Source organism: Roseovarius faecimaris (assembly GCF_009762325.1).
Lineage (GTDB): Bacteria > Pseudomonadota > Alphaproteobacteria > Rhodobacterales > Rhodobacteraceae > Roseovarius > Roseovarius faecimaris.
On sequence record NZ_CP034348.1, the window covers coordinates 1,519,452 to 1,540,776 of the forward strand.

General features: G+C 62.3%; 21 protein-coding genes. 5 read left to right on the top strand and 16 right to left on the bottom strand.

The features are described 5' to 3' along the window. Window positions 1-8 precede the first annotated feature (8 nt). From EI983_RS07870 to EI983_RS07905, 8 genes are all read right to left on the bottom strand, one after another. The gene (locus EI983_RS07870) at window positions 9-869 is read right to left on the bottom strand and encodes an ATPase (RefSeq protein ID WP_157706825.1); all 861 of its coding nucleotides are present in this window, start codon (window positions 867-869) and stop codon (window positions 9-11) included. Between the two features lie 100 nt (window positions 870-969). Further along, window positions 970-1,461: a P-loop nucleotide/nucleoside kinase family protein gene (locus EI983_RS07875; protein WP_157706826.1), complete on the bottom strand. Its 492-nt coding sequence runs from the start codon at window positions 1,459-1,461 to the stop codon at window positions 970-972. A gap of 12 nt (window positions 1,462-1,473) precedes the next feature. Then, the gene (locus EI983_RS07880) at window positions 1,474-1,686 is read right to left on the bottom strand and encodes a hypothetical protein (protein WP_157706827.1); all 213 of its coding nucleotides are present in this window, start codon (window positions 1,684-1,686) and stop codon (window positions 1,474-1,476) included. Beyond that, the gene (locus tag EI983_RS07885; RefSeq protein ID WP_157706828.1) at window positions 1,683-2,840 is read right to left on the bottom strand and encodes an aromatic ring-hydroxylating oxygenase subunit alpha; all 1,158 of its coding nucleotides are present in this window, start codon (window positions 2,838-2,840) and stop codon (window positions 1,683-1,685) included. Before EI983_RS07885 ends, EI983_RS07880 begins: the two co-directional genes overlap by 4 nt. 191 nt (window positions 2,841-3,031) lie before the next feature. Then, complete coding sequence (gene ilvN, locus EI983_RS07890) at window positions 3,032-3,589, bottom strand: acetolactate synthase small subunit (protein ID WP_157706829.1); 558 nt, start codon at window positions 3,587-3,589, stop codon at window positions 3,032-3,034. A 79-nt stretch (window positions 3,590-3,668) separates the two neighbouring features. Next, window positions 3,669-4,169 (bottom strand): OpgC domain-containing protein, encoded by a 501-nt coding sequence (gene opgC / locus EI983_RS07895; protein ID WP_157706830.1) that lies wholly within the window; start codon window positions 4,167-4,169, stop codon window positions 3,669-3,671. 12 nt (window positions 4,170-4,181) lie between these two features. After that, a complete protein-coding gene (locus EI983_RS07900; RefSeq protein WP_198389397.1) occupies window positions 4,182-4,655 on the bottom strand; it encodes an acyltransferase family protein in 474 nt (157 codons plus the stop codon). Window positions 4,656-4,736: 81 nt separating this feature from the next. Next, window positions 4,737-6,491 carry an acetolactate synthase 3 large subunit gene (locus EI983_RS07905; RefSeq protein ID WP_157706832.1) on the bottom strand — a complete coding sequence of 585 codons (1,755 nt, stop codon included), beginning with the start codon at window positions 6,489-6,491 and terminating at the stop codon, window positions 4,737-4,739. Window positions 6,492-6,860: 369 nt separating this feature from the next. Between EI983_RS07905 and EI983_RS07910 the strand changes: the two genes are divergently transcribed. Next, window positions 6,861-8,750, top strand: a complete 1,890-nt coding sequence (locus EI983_RS07910; protein ID WP_157706833.1) for a PhoX family protein — start codon at window positions 6,861-6,863, stop codon at window positions 8,748-8,750. A 12-nt stretch (window positions 8,751-8,762) separates the two neighbouring features. On the opposite strand, the gene EI983_RS07915 is transcribed toward EI983_RS07910, so the two are convergent. Continuing rightward, complete coding sequence (locus tag EI983_RS07915) at window positions 8,763-9,542, bottom strand: ankyrin repeat domain-containing protein (RefSeq protein WP_157706834.1); 780 nt, start codon at window positions 9,540-9,542, stop codon at window positions 8,763-8,765. Between the two features lie 233 nt (window positions 9,543-9,775). Here EI983_RS07915 and EI983_RS07920 point away from each other — a divergent pair, with 233 nt between their 5' ends. Next, window positions 9,776-10,603 carry a phytanoyl-CoA dioxygenase family protein gene (locus EI983_RS07920; protein WP_157706835.1) on the top strand — a complete coding sequence of 276 codons (828 nt, stop codon included), beginning with the start codon at window positions 9,776-9,778 and terminating at the stop codon, window positions 10,601-10,603. Window positions 10,604-10,642: 39 nt separating this feature from the next. Here the strand turns inward: EI983_RS07920 and EI983_RS07925 are convergent, their stop codons facing one another. Continuing rightward, a complete protein-coding gene (locus EI983_RS07925; RefSeq protein ID WP_157706836.1) occupies window positions 10,643-11,287 on the bottom strand; it encodes a response regulator transcription factor in 645 nt (214 codons plus the stop codon). Further along, complete coding sequence (locus EI983_RS07930; protein ID WP_157706837.1) at window positions 11,284-12,717, bottom strand: cache domain-containing protein; 1,434 nt, start codon at window positions 12,715-12,717, stop codon at window positions 11,284-11,286. The genes EI983_RS07925 and EI983_RS07930 overlap by 4 nt, the downstream gene beginning before the upstream one ends. Window positions 12,718-12,967: 250 nt before the next feature. Between EI983_RS07930 and EI983_RS07935 the strand changes: the two genes are divergently transcribed. From EI983_RS07935 to EI983_RS07945, 3 genes are all read left to right on the top strand, one after another. Beyond that, window positions 12,968-14,050: a TRAP transporter substrate-binding protein gene (locus EI983_RS07935; protein WP_157706838.1), complete on the top strand. Its 1,083-nt coding sequence runs from the start codon at window positions 12,968-12,970 to the stop codon at window positions 14,048-14,050. Window positions 14,051-14,159: 109 nt separating this feature from the next. Beyond that, on the top strand, window positions 14,160-15,071 hold the full coding sequence (locus EI983_RS07940; protein ID WP_157706839.1) for a TRAP transporter small permease subunit: 912 nt from the start codon (window positions 14,160-14,162) through the stop codon (window positions 15,069-15,071). After that, window positions 15,071-17,425, top strand: coding sequence for a TRAP transporter large permease (locus tag EI983_RS07945; protein ID WP_157706840.1), 2,355 nt, complete (start codon window positions 15,071-15,073; stop codon window positions 17,423-17,425). The genes EI983_RS07940 and EI983_RS07945 overlap by 1 nt, the downstream gene beginning before the upstream one ends. 140 nt (window positions 17,426-17,565) lie before the next feature. Here EI983_RS07945 and EI983_RS07950 read toward each other — a convergent pair whose 3' ends face one another. The 5 genes from EI983_RS07950 to EI983_RS07970 all read right to left on the bottom strand — a co-directional run bounded on the left by EI983_RS07950 (window position 17,566) and on the right by EI983_RS07970 (window position 21,296). Continuing rightward, entirely contained in the window at window positions 17,566-18,705 is a 1,140-nt protein-coding gene (locus EI983_RS07950) for an aromatic ring-hydroxylating oxygenase subunit alpha (RefSeq protein ID WP_157706841.1), read from the bottom strand. A 111-nt stretch (window positions 18,706-18,816) separates the two neighbouring features. Further along, on the bottom strand, window positions 18,817-19,647 hold the full coding sequence (locus EI983_RS07955; RefSeq protein WP_157706842.1) for an arginyltransferase: 831 nt from the start codon (window positions 19,645-19,647) through the stop codon (window positions 18,817-18,819). A 99-nt stretch (window positions 19,648-19,746) separates the two neighbouring features. After that, entirely contained in the window at window positions 19,747-20,196 is a 450-nt protein-coding gene (locus tag EI983_RS07960) for an RDD family protein (protein ID WP_157706843.1), read from the bottom strand. A 73-nt stretch (window positions 20,197-20,269) separates the two neighbouring features. Continuing rightward, the gene (locus EI983_RS07965; RefSeq protein WP_157706844.1) at window positions 20,270-20,707 is read right to left on the bottom strand and encodes a DUF2852 domain-containing protein; all 438 of its coding nucleotides are present in this window, start codon (window positions 20,705-20,707) and stop codon (window positions 20,270-20,272) included. 121 nt (window positions 20,708-20,828) lie between these two features. Beyond that, window positions 20,829-21,296 (bottom strand): YbaK/EbsC family protein, encoded by a 468-nt coding sequence (locus EI983_RS07970; protein ID WP_157706845.1) that lies wholly within the window; start codon window positions 21,294-21,296, stop codon window positions 20,829-20,831. Between the last annotated feature and the right edge of the window lie 29 nt (window positions 21,297-21,325).

Consider the following 21,325-nt stretch of genomic DNA (forward strand, 5'->3'; position numbering starts at 1 on the left):
ATAAGCGATCAGCCGCGGCGTGCAAGGGCCGAGGCGATGAGAGCGTCGAAACCGGGCGCGTCGGACACGGTGGCAATCTCGTCTGCGGTCACGGCGATGCCCCAGCGCTCCATCGCGGCATAGCGGGGCGCGCGGTGGGCCAGCGCGCGGGCATAGGCCCAGCGGATGAACGCGTCGGGATCGACCTGGGTTTCCTGCTGACCGGTCTCGGTGAGGTAATCGGCCCATGCGGCATCCAGAAACTCGGGCTGATAGGCCATCGGTTTCGGCGCCTTGTCGAAGCGGCGGATCAGCTCCTGGGTATGCGCCTCGGAGCCGCGGATATGCACCAGCAGGCAGTGGCGCGCGAGCTCTTGCAGCAAATCGTCGTCATCGTCGGTGCCATCGACCCATTCACAGATCGACCCGCCGGTGTCGCAGATGAAATTCGGGTATCCATAGAGCGTCCGGGCGCGGTCGATGAAATAGCCGGTGTCGCGCAGAGCATAGATCTCGGCCTGGCGGAACATGGCCTGACGCTTGCGGTATTCGTCAATCGGCAGGCCGCCCTTGGCCACGTCGCCGGGCTTGCCCAGCCAGGTGGAAACGGGCGTGAGATTGTTGAAGGTGATGTTGGAGCCGATATAGATCGAATCCGACATCAGCAGATCGCGCAGAAAGGGCACCTTCATGGCGTGCGCCTTGGCATTGTCGGCGATGCGCTCGCCCAGGTAATGCGTGCCGATGCGGTAGTCGATGGAATAGTGAAACCAGGAGCCGCTGGCGCGCAGCATGTTCGAGACATGCGTCTTGCCCAGGCCGGACATGCCGTAGAACAGCACGCGTTTGTTGGGGGCGTTCAGCCAGTCATCGGGGGTGGCGTAGATCATGGGCCGGATCCTCCTGGTCCGATGTTGGTACAAAGCCCGCGCGGCGAGAGAAAGAGTTTTATGCCTCCGACCGGAGTATTTTTGCCAGGAAGAAGGGGGATCACGCCTGAGGGTGACGGAGGATGGTGAAGCCTTCGTCGGGGGTGGGGGGCGCAAAGTGGCGCGTGACCGCGTGAAACTGGGCTTCGGTGGCGGCGAAGGGATGCGCGCCTTCGGCGTTGCGGGCCTGCAGACGCGCGAGGCAGAGCGCATCGGTTGCGTCAAGCAGGTGAAGCTGATGAGCAGCGGAGGTGGCGTCGAGAATGGAGCGCATCCAGCGGCGGGCCTCCACGGTGTTGGCCTGAAAGTCGAGCACGACCGAGAGACCCGCGTTGAGCAGGGCGGCCACATGCGGGCCCATGATGCCCTGCAGTTTTGCGGAGCAGCGCAGGAAATCACGGGGGGTGTGCATCTGATCTCCGAAGAGGGCGGCAAGCCAGGCGTCTTCGGCAATGAGCACGGTGCCGGGGGGCTTGGCCAACTCGGTGGCAAGCGTGGATTTGCCCGAGGCGATTTTGCCGCAGAGCAGGTGGAGCGTGGGTGTGTTGGTCATCTCGCGGGCAGATTAGGCCTCGCGCCCGTGTTTGACCAGCCGCGCATGCAGCCCCGACGCCTCGGGCGCGCCGGCCTCCAGCGCGAAGATATAGGCGTGGGTCAGGAAAAAGCAGGCGGCGTCGAGGTCGTTCGCCTCATCCGCTGCCTGCGTGTAGAGCCGGATCAGCGCCGCCTGATCGTGCGCCGCGTGGGCGGCGATCATGGCGGCATCGAGCGCGCTCATTCCGCCGCCTGGGCGGCCCCGCGATGCGCCATCACCTTGCCCGCGACCCAGTCATGGAAGCAATGGGTGGGGCTGTCCATCACCGGCGAGAAACGCCCGCCGTCGAAGCCCGGAACGTGACGGCCTTTCTGCATGCCTTCCACGACGAAGATATCCTCTTCGAACACGGTTTTCCAAAGCTGGGCGTTGCGCGCGCGCAGCCCCTCATCGGTGCCGGGCTGCGCATAGTAGAGATGCACATGCTCGGCGGTTTTCTCACAGCCTTTCGGCTCCAGGATGATGGCAAAGGCATGGTCACGGTGCACACCCAAGAGCACATTGGGATAGACGGCGATATACTCGGCCTGTTCGTTCCATTTTGCGCCCACCTCTTCGAAATCGGGGAAGGTGGCATCGTTCTCGTCGCGCAGCTGGCGATAGACGAGGGTACCCTGGCCGGAATACTCGCCCGGGTTTTCGATGTGGTAATGATCTTCGAGCCGCGAATAGCTGTTCAGGCCCGGATGCACCCAGGGCAGGTGATAGCTTTCGCAGTAGTTTTCGACCGCGAGTTTCCAGTTGGTGTTCACTTCCAGCGTGAAGGCGCTGTCGGGGCCGCCATGATAGAGCGGCTTGTCGAACTCGGCCCAGCGGGAGATCACGTCCGACATGGCGTCCTCGAACGCGGGCGCGTCGCCCGAGACGTTGATCCAGACCACATCGCGCCAGATATGCGAGCGCACTTCGTTCAGGCCCAGATCGTTGCGCTTGATCGCGTCATGGGTGTTGTGGCCGGGCCCGCCGACATGGGGCGTGCTGACCAGCTTGCCCTTGGTGGAGTAGCACCAGGAATGGTAGGGGCAGCGAATGGCCCCTTCGATCTTGCGCGGCTCTTCGACCAGGATCATGCCGCGGTGACGGCAGATGTTCTGGAACACGCGCACATCGCCGTCCTTGTCGCGGATCAGCAGAAGCGGCATGCCGAGGAATTCGATCGGTTTGGCGTCGCCCGGCTCGGGCACGTCGGCGGCAACCGCCAGACCGGCCCATTGCGAGAACAAAAGCGCGTGCTTTTCTTCCTGATAAACGGCCTCATCTACGTAATGGGCGTTGGGCAGGCCGTTGGCGACCTCAACAGAGGTGCGGACATTGCTGAGATCGGTGAGAGGGGGCATGGCAGACACTCCAGAATCGTTTGACATGGAGTAGCGAGCCGATGGTGGAAGGGCATGCCAGTTGGCGACGCGACTTATCTGCAGGCGACATCAATGCGCGCGGCAATGTCGGAATCTAAGGCATGGCTGCGCCGGGACATGGCCCGTCGCCTTGTCTTTTGCTGCCAGGGATCTGCTGCTGACCTGCCGGGTTATCCCCGGGGCAGCGCCGCCACGCCGGTGCGCGCCATGTCGACAAGGCCCAGCGGGCGCATCAGATCGGCGAAGGCATCCACCTTCTCGGGCGTGCCGGTGATCTCGAAGACAAAGCTGTCAAGCGTGCTGTCGACCACGTTGGCGCGGAAGATATCCGCCAGACGCAGCGCCTCGACCCGCTTTTCACCGGTCCCTTCGACTTTCAGGAGTGCCAGCTCGCGCTCAACGGCGCGGCCTTCGACGGTCAGGTCGTGCACGTCATGGACCACGACGATCCGGCCCAGCTGCGCCTTGATCTGCTCGATCACCTGCGGCGTGCCGGTGGTGACGATTGTGATGCGCGAGAAATGCCCTTCATGGTCCACCTCGGCCACGGTCAGGCTGTCGATATTGTAGCCACGCCCGGAGAATAGGCCGATGACCCGCGCCAGAACGCCCGGCTCGTTGTCCACGATCACGGCGAGCGTGTGCCGTTCGACCATGTCCGAGAAATTCGGGCGCAGGTTGTAGGCGGAATGCTTGTTGGAGCCTTTTTTGATCTTGAGGGCAGACATGGGTCGGGTCCTTATCGAAATCGGGTTGGGGAAGGTATGCCTGTGCGGCGCGGGAAGAGCAAGAGCGGGCAGCGCATCGTCAGATCCCCAGCAGGCGGCGGGTGCCGGTGCGCCTGGCCACCCAGAGCAGCGCAAGCGGGCCGAGGATGCCGATGGCGGTGCCCAGCAGGACATGCAGCGGCAGGCTGGTGATGTCGAGCTTTTGCAGAACCGCGCGCAGGGGCGCGGAAAAGAAGGTATGCGCAAGATAGATCGCCATCGAGGCCGCGCCCAGGGCGGTCAGCGCGGTCAGACGCGCATGTTCGGCGGCCCAGCGGCAGAGGGCCATGACCGCGAGGGCACAAACGATGGCCAGAAGGGCGGTGACGGGCAGAGGCGGCTTGATCAGGAGATAGACCGCCTGCGCCAGCGTGAATCCGGCGAGCGCCCAGACCGGTGAGATGACCGGCAACTCAGGCAGATGGCGCAGCATCACGCCGAAAAAGAAGTAAGGCGCAAAGAGCAGAGCGGACCGCAGGAAAGGATCGGCCACCCCGAAGGTGCCGCCGAATGTGTAGATCAGAATTGCTGCAATGCTCATCCCGCCCCAATGTCAATGGGTCAGCCGCAGGTTCCCCGCATCTGCCGCGCGCGTCAGGCACCAGAGCACAAGCTGATGCAGGAAAAGCGCCCAGAGAAACCAGAATTGCCATTGCGGCGGCAAGGGCGACCAGTTGAAGCTGTCCCAGGTGACCGGCTCGTTTGCGAGCCCGCCCATGGCAAGCTTGCCGGCGTTCATCAGATACGTCCAGAGCACCATGGGCCAAAGCAGCAGGAGCGCGCGCGAGGCCATGAAGCGGGGGAAGGGCAGGGCGCCAAGCCGCTGCGTGAGCAGGCCCGAGACCACGAAGAAGAGCGGCATGTGAAATAGATAGATACTGTCGCGCATGACAAGAGAGAGTGGCTCGTTCGGGATCAGACCGGCGCCGTGCAGCCCGATCCAGCAATGACCGAACACCACAAGGGTGATGGCCACGCCCTTTGCGGCGTCGATCCACGCAAGGCGGTCTGAAGTCATGACGGACATGAAGCGGCTCGTAACTGGTTAAAAAGCAGGGCGGCACATCTACGCGCCGCCCTTACACAACTGTTTCAGGGGCAGGGCGGGCTAGACGAGCACCGCACCTTTGGAGCCGATGGCGTCCTTGGTCGAGGATTCGCCCAGCAACATCTTGTTATGCGGCTCGCCCGACGGGATCATGGGGAAACAATTCTCATGTTTCTCCACCAGGCAATCGAAGATCACCGGGCCGTCGTGGTTGATCATCTCCATGATCGCGTCATCGAGATCGGCCGGATCCTTGCACAGGATGCCCTTGGCGCCGAAGGCTTCGGCCAGTTTCACGAAATCGGGCAGCGCTTCGGACCAGCTATGCGAATAGCGCTCGCCATGCAGAAGCTCCTGCCACTGGCGGACCATGCCCAGCCGCTCGTTGTTGAGGATGAACTGCTTCACCGGCAGGCGGAACTGCACCGCGGTGCCCATCTCCTGCATGTTCATCAGCCATGACGCCTCGCCCGCCACGTTGATCACCAAAGCGTCCGGGTGGGCCATCTGCACCCCGATGGAGGCGGGAAAGCCATAACCCATCGTGCCAAGCCCGCCCGAGGTCATCCAGCGGTTCGGATCCTCAAAGCCCATATATTGCGCGGCCCACATCTGATGCTGGCCCACCTCGGTGCAGATATAGCGGTCATGGTCCTTGGTCAGGGCTTCAAGCCGGGCCAGCGCGTGCTGCGGTTTGATCGTCTTGCCCTCCTGGGTGAAGGCGAGGCAGTCGACCGTCTTCCACTCGGCGATCTGGGTGGTCCATTTCTGAATGCCCTCGCGGTTGACCTTGCGGCCCCGCGATTTCCACACCTTCAGCACATCTTCGAGCACATGAGCGATATCGCCGACGATGGGGATATCGGTCTTGATCACCTTGTTGATCGAGCTGGGGTCGATGTCGATATGCGCTTTCTTCGAGCCCGGAGAGAAGGCGTCGAGCCGCCCGGTGATCCGGTCGTCGAAGCGCGCCCCGATATTGATCATCAGATCGCAATCATGCATCGCCATATTGGCCTCATAAAGCCCGTGCATGCCCAGCATCCCGATCCAGTGCTTGCCCGAAGCCGGGTAGGCGCCGAGGCCCATGAGCGTGGAGGTGATCGGAATGCCCGTGGCCTCGACCAGTTCGCGCAGAAGCTGGCTTGCCGCGGGGCCCGAGTTGATCACACCGCCGCCGGTGTAGAAGATCGGACGCTTGGCGGTTTCCATCGCTTCGACGAGCTCGGTGATCGCCTCCATATCGCCTTTGACCTGCGGTTGATAATGGCTCACCCGGGCCTTTTGCGGCGGCGTGTACTCAGCCGAGGCAAACTGCACATCCTTGGGGATGTCGACCAGCACCGGGCCCGGACGGCCCGAGGTGGCGACGTGGAAGGCCTGGTGCAGTGTATCCGACAGCGACGCCGTGTCCGACACCAGCCAGTTATGCTTGGTGCATGGGCGGGTGATGCCCACGGTGTCGGCCTCCTGAAAGGCATCGGTGCCGATCATGAAGGTCGGAACCTGGCCGGTCAGCACGACGATCGGAATACTGTCCATCAGCGCGTCGGTGATGCCGGTCACGGCATTCGTCGCCCCGGGGCCGGAGGTCACAAGGCACACGCCCGGCTTGCCGGTCGAGCGGGCATAGCCCTCGGCGGCATGCACGGCACCCTGTTCATGGCGCACCAGGATGTGACGAATATCGTTTTGCTGAAAGATCTCGTCATAAATCGGTAGAACGGCCCCGCCAGGGTATCCGAACACGACGTCCACACCCTGATCCTTCAGGGCCTGAACCACCATTTTCGCTCCGGTCATCTGACGTGTCATCTGCTTGCTCCGTTCATGACATTTCTCTTCGTCTCTTGCGCATAAAAAAGCCCCGGGTCAGACCGGGGCGCATGGGGAACCATTATGGTGTCCGTTACCGGCCCATGCGCCATTTTCCTACGATTACGACTAGGGTGGTCAAGACCACGACTCCTCATGCTGCGTGCGCGAGACATTAGGAGCGGCAAGACAGGGCGTCAACCGTGTTTGGCGGAGAAAATGTCGTATGCCGCGAGAAATCTTTGCGAATATTGCGCGAAATCCCCCAAACCGGACCAGTTTCCCAACTTTATCCGCTATGTTGCGGGGGTGTTACAGGAATCAGCCATGCCGCGAGGCAGTGCAATCCGATCCTGAGGGAGACTGTCGATGACCACGCGAGACCTTAGCAAACTGAGCGCCGACGACTGGGACGAAGCCGTCAATCCACGTCCTGAGACCTGCGATTTCGACCGCGTGGTGGACGCGGCGCTGAGCCGCCGCAGCTTTTTGGGAGGGGTGATGGCCTTTGGTTCGGGCGCGGCCGCGATGGGGGGGCTGCCGACAGCGGCGCGTGCGCAAGGGTCACGCTTCGCATTCGAGCCGATCGCGATCGGGACCGACAACAGCGTACATGTCCCGCCGGGCTATGAGTGGGAGGTGCTGGTGCGCTGGGGCGACCCATTGTTTTCGGACGCGCCGGAGTTTGACCACGTCACCGGCGGCGATGCGACCGGCGCGGACCGGGTGTTTGGCGAGAATACGGACGGGATGGAAAGCTTTGTGATCGACGGGCGGCAGGTGCTGGCCATCAATCACGAATATGCCAACCGCAGGACCAACCTGCCGCAGAGCGCTGACGGGCGTCCCGAGGGCGCCGAGGATGTGGAGAAGCTTCAGAAGCTGCAGGGCGTGTCGGTGATGGAAATCCGCGATGGTGTGGCGGGATGGGAGGTGGTGCTCGACAGCCCGGTGAACCGCCGGATCACCCATCTGACGCCGATACGCCTCAGTGGCCCTGCGGCGGGGCATGCCCTGATGCAGACCGAAGCCGACCCGTCAGGTGCGCAAAGCCTTGGCACCCTCAACAATTGCGGCGCAGGCAAGACGCCCTGGGGCACCTATCTGACCTGCGAGGAAAATTTCAACGGCTATTTTGGGTCAACCGATCCGTTCGCCGACTATGCGCCGCAGGTGCAGGCAGGCTATGAGCGCTATGGCATCGGCCCCGATGGATGGCGTTATGACTATCATCTGTGGGACGCGCGGTTCGACACCAGCCAGACCCCGAACGAGCCGCACCGCGCGGGCTGGGTGGTCGAGATCGACCCGAGTGATCCGACAAGCGCGCCGGTCAAGCATACCGGGCTTGGCCGGTTCAAGCATGAGAATGCCGAGGTGGTGCTGGCGCCGGATGGCCGCGTGGTGGTCTATATGGGCGATGAAGAGCGCGGCGAGTTTCTCTATCGTTTCGTTTCGGACGGGGTTTATGCGCCGGGCAAGGACACAACCGGCTTGCTCGACGAGGGAACGCTCTATGCCGCGAGGTTCCACGAAGATGGCAGCGGCGAGTGGCGCGCGCTGACGCCCGAGACGACCGGAATGGACAGCCTGGCCGAAGTGCTTATCTTTGCGCGGATGGCGGCCTCGAAAGTGGGGGCAACGACGATGGACCGGCCCGAATGGGTCGCCGCCAACCCGCAGCGTGCTGAGGCCTATTGCTGTCTGACCAACAACAAGCACCGGGGCGCGCGCGCCAACAAAGGGGGCGATGATATGGGTGTGAATGGCCCAAACCCGCGCGAAACCAATCGATACGGCCAGATCGTGCGCTGGCGGCCCGAGGGCGAAGACCATGCCGCAGACCGCTTTACCTGGGATCTCTACGTGATGGCGGGCAATCCGGAGGTCTATGACAATGCCTATGGCGGAAGTCCGAACATCACACCGGGCAATATGTTCAACTCGCCCGATGGCATGGCGTTCGGCAGCACCGGTCTGGTCTGGATCCAGACCGATGGCGATGACAGCAACGACGGCGAATTTGCGGGCATGGGCAACAATCAGATGCTGGTGGGCGACCCGGTGACGGGCGAGATCGCACGCTTTCTGACCGGGCCCAAGGGGTGTGAAGTGACCGGGCTCTGCTGGTCGGCGGACCGGCGCGCGATGTTTGTGGGTATCCAGCACCCGGATGCGCCGTTTCCCGACGGTGAGGGAAAGCTGCCGCGCTCGTCCATCGTGGTGGTGCGGCGCAAGGATGGGGCGCCGATGGGCTGAGGCTGCGCGGGGCTATTGCGGCGAAAGATGACGCCGGAGCACGGCAAGGGTGGCCGCATCACCTTCGGCGAAGGCGAGCACATCGGAATTGGCATAGCAAACGCCTTCCACATCGCCAGATTTCGCTCCGATATCGGCCCCGGCCAATAGCAGCGCCTCGGTGGCCACCGGGTTCCACTCGGACACGGCGGTGATCAACGGCGTCCATCGCAGTTTGTCCGAGCGCTGCTCGATATCCGCGCCAAGATCGACACAGCGGCGGATGATCTCGGCCAGGGCTTCGGGCGCGATGCCGTTGAGATTGGCAAAGCCCAGCCCATGCAGCACGTTGGTGTCTCCCAGCCCCTTGCGCGGGTCGGCCCCGGCATCGAGCAGCAGGGTGATCACCTCAAGCGAGACGCCGAACATGCAGGACATGGCGCGATAAAGGGCGGTCTGGTCAAACTCGCCCACCTGCGTGTTGATCTCCCATGAAGCGAGAGCGGCGCGCACCGCCTCCGGGTCAGCATCATCGATGGCCTCAAAGATGACGGGGTGCGGCGGGGCTGGATTGGTTTGCGCCTCGAGAAGGCTCTTTGCCGTGTCCGGGTCGGACAGGGTGCGCAGCATCACCGCAAGGGTTTCGGCCATTTCGCGCAGCTCTGGTGTGGCATCGCGGGACTGGGCCGCGTCCGAGAGGTCAGCAAGCAGAACGCGCAGCTCTGGCGAGGGTCCGGGGACGCCATCGGGGCCAATCACCACCATGTTCCGCATCAGCTCTGCAAGGCGGGTTTCAAAGCTGGATATGTCCATGACGGATGGCTCCTTGACCGGGTTTTCATATGCCAGTGACGGAAAAGCTGGGCCAAACTGGGCCGATTTCACGACAAACCGAAAGAACCTGGCTGGTTTCCCGCTATGGGCGGCCCGCTCCGAAAGGCGCTTGCGAAGGTCTGTTTGCGACATGATTTTGACGCATAACTTGGGGTAACGCGCTGAAATGCTTTCAAACTGGTCCTGAAGCAGGAACCAGGAAGGACAGCGCCATGCCAAAAATTTTGACCGACGCGCAGATCGACGCCTATCACCGCGACGGGTTTCTGGCCCCGGTGGATATCTTCACCGAGGACGAGGCCGCCGAACTGAGGGCGGAACTGGAGGTGGCGGAGGCGAGATGGCCCGAAGCCTTCGACGGCGCGGCGCGGAACAATGCGCATCTCAATATCATGTGCCTTGACCGGATCGTGCATGAGCCGCGCCTTCTGGATGCGATGGAGGATCTGCTGGGGCCGAACCTTCTGAACTACGGCACGGTGCTGTTCATCAAGGAACCGCAGGATCCCGGCTTTGTCAGCTGGCACCAGGACGCGCGTTACATGGGGCTGGAGCCCTATTCGGGGGTTACCGCCTGGGTGGCCTTGTCCCCGGCGACGCAGGAAAGCGGCTGTATGATGATGATCCCGGGCAGTCATGACCGGCTGCGCGACCACGAAGACACCTATGGCGAGACCAATATCCTCACGCGTGGGCAGGAGGTGCAGGATGTGGATGAAAGCCTTGCCGTTGCGACCGAACTGCGCCCCGGGCAGGCCTCGTTTCACTCCGCGACGGTGATCCATGCCTCGCAACCCAACCGCAGCAACGACCGGCGGATCGGCTTCGTGATCCAGTCCTATATGCCCCCCGATGTGCGCCAGGTGATCAAGCCAACCGGCGCACAGCTTGTGCGGGGCGAGGATACGCATGGCAATTTCTACAGGCTCGGGCGGCCGACACGCGACATGGACCCCGAGGATGTGCGGATGCGCGACAAGGTCAACGCCGAATGGTCCGACATCCTGTATCACGGGGCGGAGAAGCGCCGGAATTACTGAGCCGGCACCGCGCCCGGCCCTTGTTCCGGCACGGGTGGCTCAGAGCTTGACCCCGGTGCCCTGCAACACGCCGTGCTCCATTGCATAGCGGGTCAGGCCCGCGGTAGAGGAGATGCCCAGCTTGCGCTTGATGTTCTTGCGGTGGGTCTCGACCGTTCGCACGGAAATATCCAGCGCCTCGGCCACGTCGCGGTTGGACTTGCCCTGCGCCAGTTGCAGAAGGATCGTCTGTTCGCGGTTGGTAAGCTGCTCGCGATTGCTGTCGTCAAAGGGCTCGAGCGAGCCTTTCGCCCCGGTGCAGAGATACCGCTCGCCCGCCATCACCCGGTCGATCGCGGTCTTGATTTCATCCGTGGGCACGTCCTTGAGCACATAGCCCATGGCGCCATGGCTGAGTGCCGAGGAAATATATTCGGGGCTGTCATGCATGCTGAGGATCAGGATGCGCGTCTCGGGGTGCTGTTCCAGCAGGATCTCGGTTGTCGACAACCCGCCAAGTCCGGGCATGTTGAGATCCAGCAGGATCACATCCGGGGCGAGGGCGGTCACCTGGTCGAGTATCTGCTGACCGTCTGACAAAGTGGCGACAACTTCGACATCGTCATAGCTTTCCAGGATCGACTGGATGCCTTCAGCGACCATGGGGTGATCATCGACAATAGCGACACGGATTTTGGGGGTCATGCGCTGGCCTTTGTTGAGAGGTCTGAGGGCGGTGAGGGCGGGCTGTCCTGCGGTGGCAGCATATGCGACAAAGGCACCGACGCTTCAATCACCGTGCCGCTGCGGCTGGACAGGACACGCAATGTGCCGTCGAGCTGCTCCACCCGTTCCTGCATGTTGCGCAGGCCCAGACCCGCACCGCGCGTGCCCGACAGGTCAATGCCGCGCCCGTTATCGGTGACGCGCAGGGTGGCGCCCTTGGCGTGTCCGCGCACGTCGATACTGACCTTGGTGGCGGAGGAATGGCGCTCCACATTGGTCAGCGCCTCCTGGGCGATACGGTAGAGCGCGATCTTGGCGTCATCGGCCAGCCGGTTGCGGAAGACGACGGTTTCAAAAGCGGTTTCGATGCCGGTGCGGGCCGCGAATTCCTCGGCCAGAGTCTTGAGCGCTGGGCCAAGGCCCAGATCATCGAGCGTGCCGGGGCGCAGATCGCGGCTGATCCGGCGGACTTCCTGGATCGCGGTGGACAGCGTGTCGATCCCGCGATCAAGATGCGCTTCCGCCTTGGCATCTCCGGCCTTGAGCCGCCGCCGCGCGGTATCGAGGGCAAACCGGATGCCGACGAGGATCTGGCTGATCCCGTCATGCAGCTCGCGCGCGACGCGGCCGCGTTCTTCCTCTTGCGCATCGAAGACGCGCTGGGTCAGCTTCTTGAGCTTGGCATCGGCGAGGCGGCGTTCGCGGATGGTGATGAACATGCCCGAGGTGAAGACCAGCAACAGCGCTGCCAGGGTGATCGCCCCGATATAGAGGAAGGTGCGCCGCATGCGCGTCTCCACCTCGGCGCGCGACGCCGCCACCGCGGCCACCACATCGTCAATAAAAACGCCCGTGCCGACGGCCCACCGCCAATCCTGAAGTCCGATCACATAGGTGACCACGCGCGCGGGCTGTCCGGTCGACGGCTTGATCCCTTCATAGGAATGATAACCGCCACCGGATCGCGCAAGGCGAATGAGTTCATCGGTGATAGGTTTGCCGGCCGGGTCGGCGGCCCCTGACCAGTTTCGCCCGATCAGCTCGGTCCGGCGCGGGCTGACAAGGTTATTGCCGTCATAATCATAGACGAAGAAATACCCGTCCTGCCCGTAGAGCATCGACGACAGGATCTGTGTGACGGTCAGCTTGGCGTTTGCGTCATCGGGCGCGGCGCGACCGTAGATGTTGATAAAGGCAGTGCGGGCGATTGACAGATAGTTCTTCAGCTCATCGCGCTTGGCGGCGATCAGCTGCGCCTCGAGATTGTGGATCTCGCGTTCGGCCATCTGCCGGGATTGCAGCGTGACCAGAACCGAGATGACCACAGCCGCGAGGATCACGGGAAGCGTGGCCAGAAGAAAGATCTTCTGACCGTAATTCAGCCGAAAATGTCGGATCAGACCGGACATGCCGAATCGTTAGGACGAATCGGGCGCGAATCCCAGTGTCTTGGCTCAATTTCTGTGCGGATCATGTCCGGAACGGGTCGCGGGGTGCCCGAAATCGGTTTGCTATCCTGACCAAAAGCCTCATTTCTACGTAGTAGTCGGTATTCCAATGCGCCGGACAGCGCGCTAGGGTCTGCCCACTTGCAACGATCCGCGCCAGGAGGTTTTGCCTGCCTGTGCGCTATCCATATGAATTGGGAGGAGATACCACATGGATCGTCGTTCTTTTCTGAAGAATTCCGCACTGGGCGCAGGCGCCGCTGCCGCTACCACTCTGGCAGCACCGGCCTATGCTCAGGGCAAACGCACGCTGACCATGGTCACCAGCTGGGGTCGGGGTCTGGCGGGCGTGTTTGATGCCGCGCAACAGTGTGCAGACAACATCAATGCCATGTCCGACGGCACCCTGACGATCGACGTCAAGGCCGCAGGCGAACTGGTTGGCGCGTTCGAGGTGTTCGACGCCGTGACCGCCGGTCAGGCGGACATGTATCACGCCGCTGACTACTATTTCGTCAACCAGCATCCGGGCTTTGCCTTCTTCACCGGCGTGCCCTTCGGCATGACCGCGACCGAGCTGAACAACTGGTACTACCATGGCAACGGCATGGCGCTGCACCACAAGCTGGGTGAAATCTTTGGCATCAAGTCGTTCCTGGGCGGCAACACCGGCACGCAGGCCGGTGGCTGGTTCGCCAAGGAAATCAAGGGGCCGGAAGACTTCAACGGTCTGAAGTTCCGTATGCCGGGCCTGGGCGGCAAGGCGCTGGGCCACATGGGTGCGTCGATCCAGAACCTGCCGGGCGCCGAAGTGTACCAGGCGCTGGCCTCGGGTGCGATTGACGGCACCGAGTGGATCGGCCCCTGGGCCGACGAAAAGGCCGGTTTCCAGGAAATCACCAAGTTCTACTACACCGCCGGTTTCCACGAGCCGTCGGCGGGCCTGAGCCTTGTGACCAACCTGGATGTGTTCAACGATCTTTCGCCGACGCATCAGTCGATCATCGAGATCGCCGCAGGCCATGCCAACGTGTGGAACCTCAGCCAGTTCCTGATGAACAACGGTGCCGCTCTTGAGCGCCTGAAAGCCGGTGGCGTGCAGGTCCTCGAATTCCCCGACAGCGTCTGGGATGCAATGGGTGCCGCGAGCCAGAAGGTCTATGACGAGTTCATGGGCGACGAGCTCTTCGCGGAAATCTACCAGGATTACGTGGCGTCGATGAAAGCGTCGTCGGGCTGGCTGACCCAGTCGATCAGCGCCTACCGCAACCAGCGCGACCGCGTTCTGGGCTAAGGTCTGAGCCAATCGAATGGCAGGCCCCTGGCATTGCCCGGGGCCTGCCGCAGCTATCTGACAGGTAAAGCCGGGCCGAAGAGGCCCGCAAACCGGGGGCGCGGGGCACATGCTCGACGGCATCGTCTGGGCTTTCCAGAATATTGGAATGGCCTTTTACAATTTCTTCTATGCGTTGACACATCCAAGCCTGTGGCTTGACTGGATGGTGTGGACCAACAGCACGGAAGACAAGGAATCGCTCATGCGCTTCGTCTATTACGGCGGATCGGTTGAGTTCTTCTTTGCGGTGTTCACCATTTTCATCCTCGTGACCGCCATCGGTCTGTGGCGCAACAGCTTCATGTGGGGCTGCGTCTGGGTGCTGGAAGGCTTTGCCAACACGGTGGGCCGCTTCTTTGCCTGGGCCGGCCTGCTGATGGTGCTGCAACAGATCATCATCGTGTTCATTCAGCGGATCTTTACCCGGCCGGACATCGCCTTCGGCTTTGGTATCCCGCTGCAGATGGATATCAGCTGGTGGGCGGAAGAGCTGAAGCTCTACAACGCCATGGTGGTTTGCCTGTGCTGCACCTACACCTTCGTTCAGGGCGGGCATGTTCGGGTGGACCTCGTTTATTCCGCCGTGAAGTTCCGCACCAAGCGCGTGATCGACATGGTCGGTTCCATGCTTTTCATGATGCCGGTGGCGATCATCACCTGGATGTATGGCTGGTACTTCATGTGGCGTCACCTGATCACGCCGAAGCCGTCGGCCTCGGATTCGCTCGACCGGCTGGTGCTCAAGGCCCGCGCGGTGCGCTGGAATGTGGAGACCATCGGCTTCAGCCCGAACGGCTTCAACGGGTACTTCCTGTTCAAGGTGCTGCTCGTGTTCTTCGCCGGGATGGTCTTCCTGCACTCGATCGCCTTCTTCTACCGCTCCTATCTGGAGTGGAAGGAAGGGATCGACAGCGAAAACAAGTACCTCGACAAGGACAGCCTTGGCGACGGGGAAGAAGCCTATGAGGGGACCCACTGATGTTGTTTGGACTTGATGGCGTCGAGGTCGGCTTGATCATCGTATTCCTCTGCCTTTTCGGCGGTATTCTCTCAGGCTTCCCGGTGGCCTTCGCCATCGGCGGGGCAGGGGTGATCTCATTCGCGATCATCGCGGCACTCGACAGCGCCGGGCTGCTTATTCACCAGGCGATCGACACCGGCTCGGACGCGTTTAACGCCATTGTCGCGTCGGGTGTGAAGGCTGAGACGATATCGGTATTCCGATACCCCGAGCTTCCACGGATAGAAGTGCCGGTCTTCCCCAATGGCTGGGAGCAGGCGCTTGATCGTAACGTGAGTTTCATCGTCAACCGCATCAACGAGCGGGTGCTGGCCGGGCAGTCCATTGAGACGCTGCTGGCCGTGCTGATGTTCGTCCTGATGGGCATCACGCTGGAGCGCTCGAAGATTGCCAATGATCTGCTGACCACGATGGCGCGCGTCTTCGGCCCGCTGCCGGGCGGTCTGGCGGTGTCGGTGGTGGTCGTGGGCGCGTTCCTGGCGGCGTCGACGGGGATCGTGGGCGCCACGGTGGTGACCATGGGCCTGCTGAGCCTGCCCACCATGCTGCGCAACAATTACAGCCCCGAGATCGCCACGGGTGTCATCGCGGCATCGGGCACGCTGGGGCAGATCATCCCGCCCTCGATCGTGATCGTGCTTCTTGGCACACTGGCCGGGGACCTCTATTCGGTCGCGCAGGAAACCCGCGCGCAGGAGGCCGGATGCTCTGATGCGCTGACCTATCTGGGCGAACCCGCGGTGGTTTCGGTGGGGACGCTTTTCCAGGCCGCCCTGCTGCCGGGCATCCTGCTGGCGCTGCTCTATGCGCTCTATGCGTTCGGCTATGCGCTGTTCAACCCGACCAAGGCCCCGGCGGTGCAGATGGAGCATACCAGCCATGCGGTGATCACCCGTAGCGAGGCGTTCACCTGGTTCCTCGGGGTGCCTGTGGCGCTGATTGCCGGGACGATGCTGCTGGGTCAGCTCAACGTGGTTGGCTCGCAATCGCTGGTGGTCAACAGCTACTCGGCCCAGGGCGAGACGGCCTCGCTCAGGACCAATGTTAGCCCGGCTTGTCAGGAAGCGATGATCGAGCTGCACGGGCAGGAGGCTTGGGATGCCGCCGTGGCCGAGCAGGAGGCGATTGACGCCGCAGGCGGTGTCGAGCAATCGCACCAGCTGACCGAGGAGGAGCTGGAGACAGCCCTCGCCGATAAGATCGCCAACGCGGCGCCCATCGGCACCGGTGTGGCTGTCATCTTCCTGATGCTGGCGCTGATCCTGGCGGTGGCGCGCGGTATCCAGCCCTCGGCTGATGCACGGCCGCTGATCATAGGGGCTGTCGGGATCGTTCTCGGGCTGCTTGCCGATATAGCCATCATCGGCCCTCAGATGAGCCCGGGCGTGACCATCCTGATCCTGGCGATCCCGCTGGCTATGGCCCTTTATGGCTGTTCACATGCCGCCGGACGATTGGCCAAGAACGAGCTTATTCGCGTGGTCTTCCCGCCGCTGGTTCTGATCGTCGCGGTGCTGGGCTCGATCCTGGGCGGCATCACCAACCCGACGCCGGCCGCGGCGCTTGGCGCAGGTGGCGCGATCATGCTGGCGGCCTACCGCAAGCTGATGGACGAGGAACGCTCCGGCAAGATCATCATCATGGCCACTTTCGCCATCATCGTGGCGATCCTGATGGGCGTGAATTTCGATCTGCGGATCAATGTGGAGTCAGTCAGCTTTGAGACCTGGGTGGCCTTCGCGGTGGCCAAGGCGGCCTATCTCTTCTCGCTCTTTGGGTTGCTCTTTGCCTGCTGGGTGCTGTTCACAGGCGGTGTGCTGTCGCCGGTGGTGAGGGAAACCGCCAAGGTGACGAGCATGGTGTTTACCATCCTTATCGGCTCACAGCTTCTGAACCTGGTGGTGATCAGCTTCGGCGGGGAACATTATATCCAGCAGTTCCTGAAGAGCTTCGATAACGAGTTCAAGGTCTTCCTGATCGTGATGCTCGTGCTCTTCATCCTCGGCTTCGTGCTCGATTTCCTAGAGATCATCTATATCGTGATCCCGATCGTGGGGCCGGTGATCTATGGCGGCACGTTCGATCCGAAATGGGTGACGATCATGATCGCGGTGAACCTGCAGACCTCGTTCCTGACCCCACCCTTCGGCTTTGCGCTCTTCTACCTGCGAGGGGTGGCGCCGAAGGAGGTGACGACCGGACATATCTATCGCGGTGTGGCACCTTTCGTTCTGATCCAGGTGGTGGGTCTGGCGATCCTGTGGTTCTTCCCGGCGATCGTGACCATCGTGCCGAACCTGATCCCCAATTGATGTCGGTCTGACATGACAACAAGGGGCCGTCCGATGAGGCGGCCCCTTTTGATTTTGCGCTGTCAGAATTTGTCCAAATTCTGAATTAGAAAATGATCATTTTCTAATCCGTTTTCTGAGACAGAAAACGGGGCCGGGCGTCACGAGTTGCTCTGCATGCGGCGGGCATACCATCGTGCAAAACCGGCCACGCTGGGCTCCAGATCAGGTTGAAAGCGCCCCGCGCGCGCGTCCGGGCAGGCGAAGCCGCGCTGCTGATTTTCCAGCGCCGGAACATCTTCGGCAAGGGCCGCATCCATCCGGTCGAGATAGACGGCGGACTTCTCGGCAAAATACGGCAGTGCCATGCTTTCGGGGGGAAAGCAGGAGCTTTGCACGACTTTGCAGCGGTCCGGGCCAAGAGGGTAGGCCTCATAGCACCAGAGCGCGTCGGTGTTGGCGGCAAAGGCCATGTTCGGAAAGACCCAGGTGTAGCGCGCGCCCGAAGCAGCCCGCCCCGTCATTCCCGGGATCGGGGGCAGGGCGAAGCTCTGCGTGTCTTCCAGCAGACCGCCCGTGCCCTCTGTTGCGCCGAACTGGGTGGCAAAGGCCCCTGCGACCTCTTCAGGGGCATCGGGCGGGGCATAGACGCTGTCAATGCTGTCGGGATGCACGAAGGGCAGGTGATAATACTCGTTGAACACCTCCAGAAAGGCCTTCCAGTTGCACGCCACCTCCAGCTCCTGACGCCGTATGGTCACGAGCCTGTCCAGGGGCCAGGGCGCGTGGATCTCCGCGAACCCGTCCAGATCTGCATCGAGTGGCGGTGCGTCGGCGGCAAGACAGACAAAGGCAAAGCCAAAGCGCTCTTCGCAGGCATAGGCGTGCAGGCCGTGGTCGGATTTCTCGAACCCCTCGGCGGCGTCCATCCTGGGGGCCGAGACAAGTCGCCCGTCCAACCCATAGAACCAAGAATGAAACGGGCAGCGCAGGCCCTTGCAACGTCCCTCACCATCCACCAGCCGCGCGGCGCGATGTCGGCAGCTATTGGCGTATGCCCGCAAAACGCCCTCCGTATCGCGCAGCAGGATCAGGGACTGCCCCGCAAAATCGAGCGCGATGTAATCGCCCGGACCCGTCACCATGTCGCTGCGCCCGACACAGAGCCAGCTTTGTCGGAACAGGCGGGCGATCTCGGCCTCGCATATCTCGGGCGAGGTGTAGCAGACCGGCGGCAGGCAGGAGGCCTGAGCGGCAGGCAGTCTGACCTGGCTGAGATCAAGATCGGAAGGGGTTGTCATGGCGCGCTCGCTTTATGGTGTCGCATCCCCCGCAATGTCCGTCGAAGCGGAACTGGCGCACAACTCCAAAAACACCGCGGATGTTCGGAAAGCGACGCGGTTTTGTGCGCCTCAGCGGGTCTGCGTGCGCAGGGGCCGCCCATCGGGCAGCGAGATCTCGGCCACCTGTTCGGCAATCGGGTCATTGCTGAGCGGGTGCAGTTGGGTGTCGAACTCCGACGGATCGGTCATCGGCTGCCAGACGCCGCCGACATACACCTCCAGCCCCGAGAACTGCGCCTTGTACCCCATCTTGTCGCTGCCGGGCACCCAATAGCCAAGATAGACATATGGCAGCCCCGCCTCGCGCGCGATTTCGATATGGTCGAGGATGATATAGGTTCCAAGGCTGAGCCGCGCCTGATCGGGGTCGAAGAAGGAATAGACCATGCTCACCCCGTCATCGAGGATGTCGGTCAGGCAGGTGGCGGTAAGCGTATTGGTCTGCGGATCGGTATATTCGACCACACGGGTGCGGATCGGGGTTTCTTCGATCATCGCGGCGAATTCGAACGCATCCATATCGGCCATCCCGCCGGTCGCGTGGCGGTCGCCCAGATAACGGCGGAAAAGGTCGAACTGCTCTTCCGTGGCCCAGGGCGACGTGGCCCGGCGGTCCAGATGCCGCGCGCGCTTATGTACGCGTTTCTGGCTCTTCGAAGGGGTGAAGGCGGCGACATTGATCCGCGCCGACAGACAGGCGGCACAATCGGCGCAGGACGGGCGATAGAGCACGTTCTGCGATCGGCGAAAGCCCTGCTTGGACAGCCCGTCATTGAGCCGCTGCGCCCCTTCGCCCTGAAGCGCCGTGAACAGCTTGCGCTCCATCCGGCCCTCAAGATAGGGGCAGGGCTGCGGAGCCGTAACATAGAATTGCGGCGCGATGGGAAGCGTGTGGCGCATATGGTCGTCAGAATGGTTTGTGTTGAGGGAACGATAGCAACGATGTGCGCCTGCGCCAAGGGGGCATTCCGGCACGTCGTTAAGCCTCTGCGACGCCGGTCAGCGGGCGGCGGGCCGGTTGATCGCAACGGTCCCGAGCAGTAGGTCGCTCAGCCCCTGCGCGCGCGGTGTGGTCATCATCATCACACAGGATGCCAGCTGAATCAGGGGAAACAGGAAAGAGCCGGTCAGCATCGCGGTATGCAGCGCCGCCATGGGCAGATCGAACCGCTCCCCTCGCAGTGTCCGGAACTCGATCGCAAAAAGTTGCATGCCGGGCGTTGCGGACCGGTTCGCGATGGTCACCGTCCGGTAGGCAAAGCCCACGGCCAGCATCAGCATCGGAAAGAAGAAAAGCCCGATAAACGCTGTGAAAAGCACAATCAGCAGACAGATCGCCAGGATGATCCCGGTATCGACCAGCCAGGCCAGAAGGCGCTTCACCGGAACATCCGCATAGAATTCGGGTTGCGTTTCGGGGTCGGGGATATGCCAGCTATAATCACTCATCTGTGTCGGCCATCATAGAAGGGCTGACGGCCCGGGACCAGCCCGGACCTGTCGGTGATGCAAGGATGTGCGCTCAGGCGCGGTCCGGCTCGTCCTCGGCGCGCGGCTGCGATGCGGCCCGGGCGCGTTCGTCCATGAACTGATCGAACTCGGCCTTGTCGCGGGCGTCGCGGAGGCGTTGGAGGAAGGCTTCGAAATTGTGCTGCTCTTCTTCCAGGCGGCGCAACGTGTCGGCCTTGTAGCTGTCGAAGGCGGAGTTGCCGCTTGACGTGTGGACGGTTGATTTTCTGCTCCAGCCGCAGGACCGGCTGTTCGACGTGCTGCTGCAAAACATTTTCTTGCTCCAGATCATATAGGCGAGAAGGGCGAGGCCCACGGGCCAGAAGACGATGAACGAGATGACCATGGCGGCGATCCAGGCGCCTTTGCCTTTGTCGTCAAGCCAGGCCTCTGCGCGGGCAAACCAGCCGGTGTGGGAGGCGGCAGGGCCGGAATGGGCGAGGGTAGACATGGGCTTTCAGTCCTTTCGGGGTTGGTTTTGGGTGTATGTGAATGTCTTTCACATTGCCAAGATTGGGTCTCGGGGCGCGGGCTGCAAGGGGCAATGTGAAAGATTTTTACATTAGCTGTTTTCAGGACGTGAAATCAGTAACTTGCGCGCCGGATATTTGCGCCAGGCGGGCCGGATCGGAGGCAAAGACATGGCGTGGTGTGCCGGCGGCGGCCCAGACCTCGGTAAAATCCAGTAGGCGCGGGTCGAAAAAGGCGCGTGGCCCTGTGAGATGGCCGATGGGGGCGACGCCGCCAATGGCAAAGCCCGTCTGCGCCCGGATCAGGGCGGCATCGGCCTTGCCCAGAGATTCGCCCGCCAGCGCGCTTGCCTTCGCGGAACAGACCTGATTGCCGCCCGCTGTGATGAACAGCACGGCCTCGCCGCTCACCTGGCCCTGAAAGATGATCGACTTGGCGATCTGGTCCACCTCGCAGCCCACCAGATCAGCGGCCATTTGGGCGGTGGTCGCCTGACCCACCTCCACCGGCGTGCTATCGACCCCGGCTTCGCCGAGGGCGCGGATCACACGTTTGAGGCTTTTCGACATGGGGCATCTCCGGTTGACGTCGCCGCGCA

What these genes read in the sequence shown, in the direction of transcription:
- EI983_RS07945 (WP_157706840.1), top strand. Translation starts at nt 15,071, where the DNA reads ATGTTGTTTGGACTTGATGGCGTCGAGGTCGGCTTGATCATCGTATTC.
- EI983_RS07870 (WP_157706825.1), bottom strand. Translation starts at nt 869, where the DNA reads ATGATCTACGCCACCCCCGATGACTGGCTGAACGCCCCCAACAAACGC.
- EI983_RS07900 (WP_198389397.1), bottom strand. Translation starts at nt 4,655, where the DNA reads ATGTCCGTCATGACTTCAGACCGCCTTGCGTGGATCGACGCCGCAAAG.
- EI983_RS07880 (WP_157706827.1), bottom strand. Translation starts at nt 1,686, where the DNA reads ATGAGCGCGCTCGATGCCGCCATGATCGCCGCCCACGCGGCGCACGAT.
- EI983_RS07930 (WP_157706837.1), bottom strand. Translation starts at nt 12,717, where the DNA reads ATGTCCGGTCTGATCCGACATTTTCGGCTGAATTACGGTCAGAAGATC.
- EI983_RS07920 (WP_157706835.1), top strand. Translation starts at nt 9,776, where the DNA reads ATGCCAAAAATTTTGACCGACGCGCAGATCGACGCCTATCACCGCGAC.
- EI983_RS07875 (WP_157706826.1), bottom strand. Translation starts at nt 1,461, where the DNA reads ATGACCAACACACCCACGCTCCACCTGCTCTGCGGCAAAATCGCCTCG.
- EI983_RS07910 (WP_157706833.1), top strand. Translation starts at nt 6,861, where the DNA reads ATGACCACGCGAGACCTTAGCAAACTGAGCGCCGACGACTGGGACGAA.
- EI983_RS07915 (WP_157706834.1), bottom strand. Translation starts at nt 9,542, where the DNA reads ATGGACATATCCAGCTTTGAAACCCGCCTTGCAGAGCTGATGCGGAAC.
- EI983_RS07955 (WP_157706842.1), bottom strand. Translation starts at nt 19,647, where the DNA reads ATGCGCCACACGCTTCCCATCGCGCCGCAATTCTATGTTACGGCTCCG.
- EI983_RS07965 (WP_157706844.1), bottom strand. Translation starts at nt 20,707, where the DNA reads ATGTCTACCCTCGCCCATTCCGGCCCTGCCGCCTCCCACACCGGCTGG.
- EI983_RS07905 (WP_157706832.1), bottom strand. Translation starts at nt 6,491, where the DNA reads ATGACACGTCAGATGACCGGAGCGAAAATGGTGGTTCAGGCCCTGAAG.
- EI983_RS07935 (WP_157706838.1), top strand. Translation starts at nt 12,968, where the DNA reads ATGGATCGTCGTTCTTTTCTGAAGAATTCCGCACTGGGCGCAGGCGCC.
- EI983_RS07950 (WP_157706841.1), bottom strand. Translation starts at nt 18,705, where the DNA reads ATGACAACCCCTTCCGATCTTGATCTCAGCCAGGTCAGACTGCCTGCC.
- ilvN (WP_157706829.1), bottom strand. Translation starts at nt 3,589, where the DNA reads ATGTCTGCCCTCAAGATCAAAAAAGGCTCCAACAAGCATTCCGCCTAC.
- EI983_RS07925 (WP_157706836.1), bottom strand. Translation starts at nt 11,287, where the DNA reads ATGACCCCCAAAATCCGTGTCGCTATTGTCGATGATCACCCCATGGTC.
- EI983_RS07885 (WP_157706828.1), bottom strand. Translation starts at nt 2,840, where the DNA reads ATGCCCCCTCTCACCGATCTCAGCAATGTCCGCACCTCTGTTGAGGTC.
- EI983_RS07940 (WP_157706839.1), top strand. Translation starts at nt 14,160, where the DNA reads ATGCTCGACGGCATCGTCTGGGCTTTCCAGAATATTGGAATGGCCTTT.
- EI983_RS07960 (WP_157706843.1), bottom strand. Translation starts at nt 20,196, where the DNA reads ATGAGTGATTATAGCTGGCATATCCCCGACCCCGAAACGCAACCCGAA.
- opgC (WP_157706830.1), bottom strand. Translation starts at nt 4,169, where the DNA reads ATGAGCATTGCAGCAATTCTGATCTACACATTCGGCGGCACCTTCGGG.
- EI983_RS07970 (WP_157706845.1), bottom strand. Translation starts at nt 21,296, where the DNA reads ATGTCGAAAAGCCTCAAACGTGTGATCCGCGCCCTCGGCGAAGCCGGG.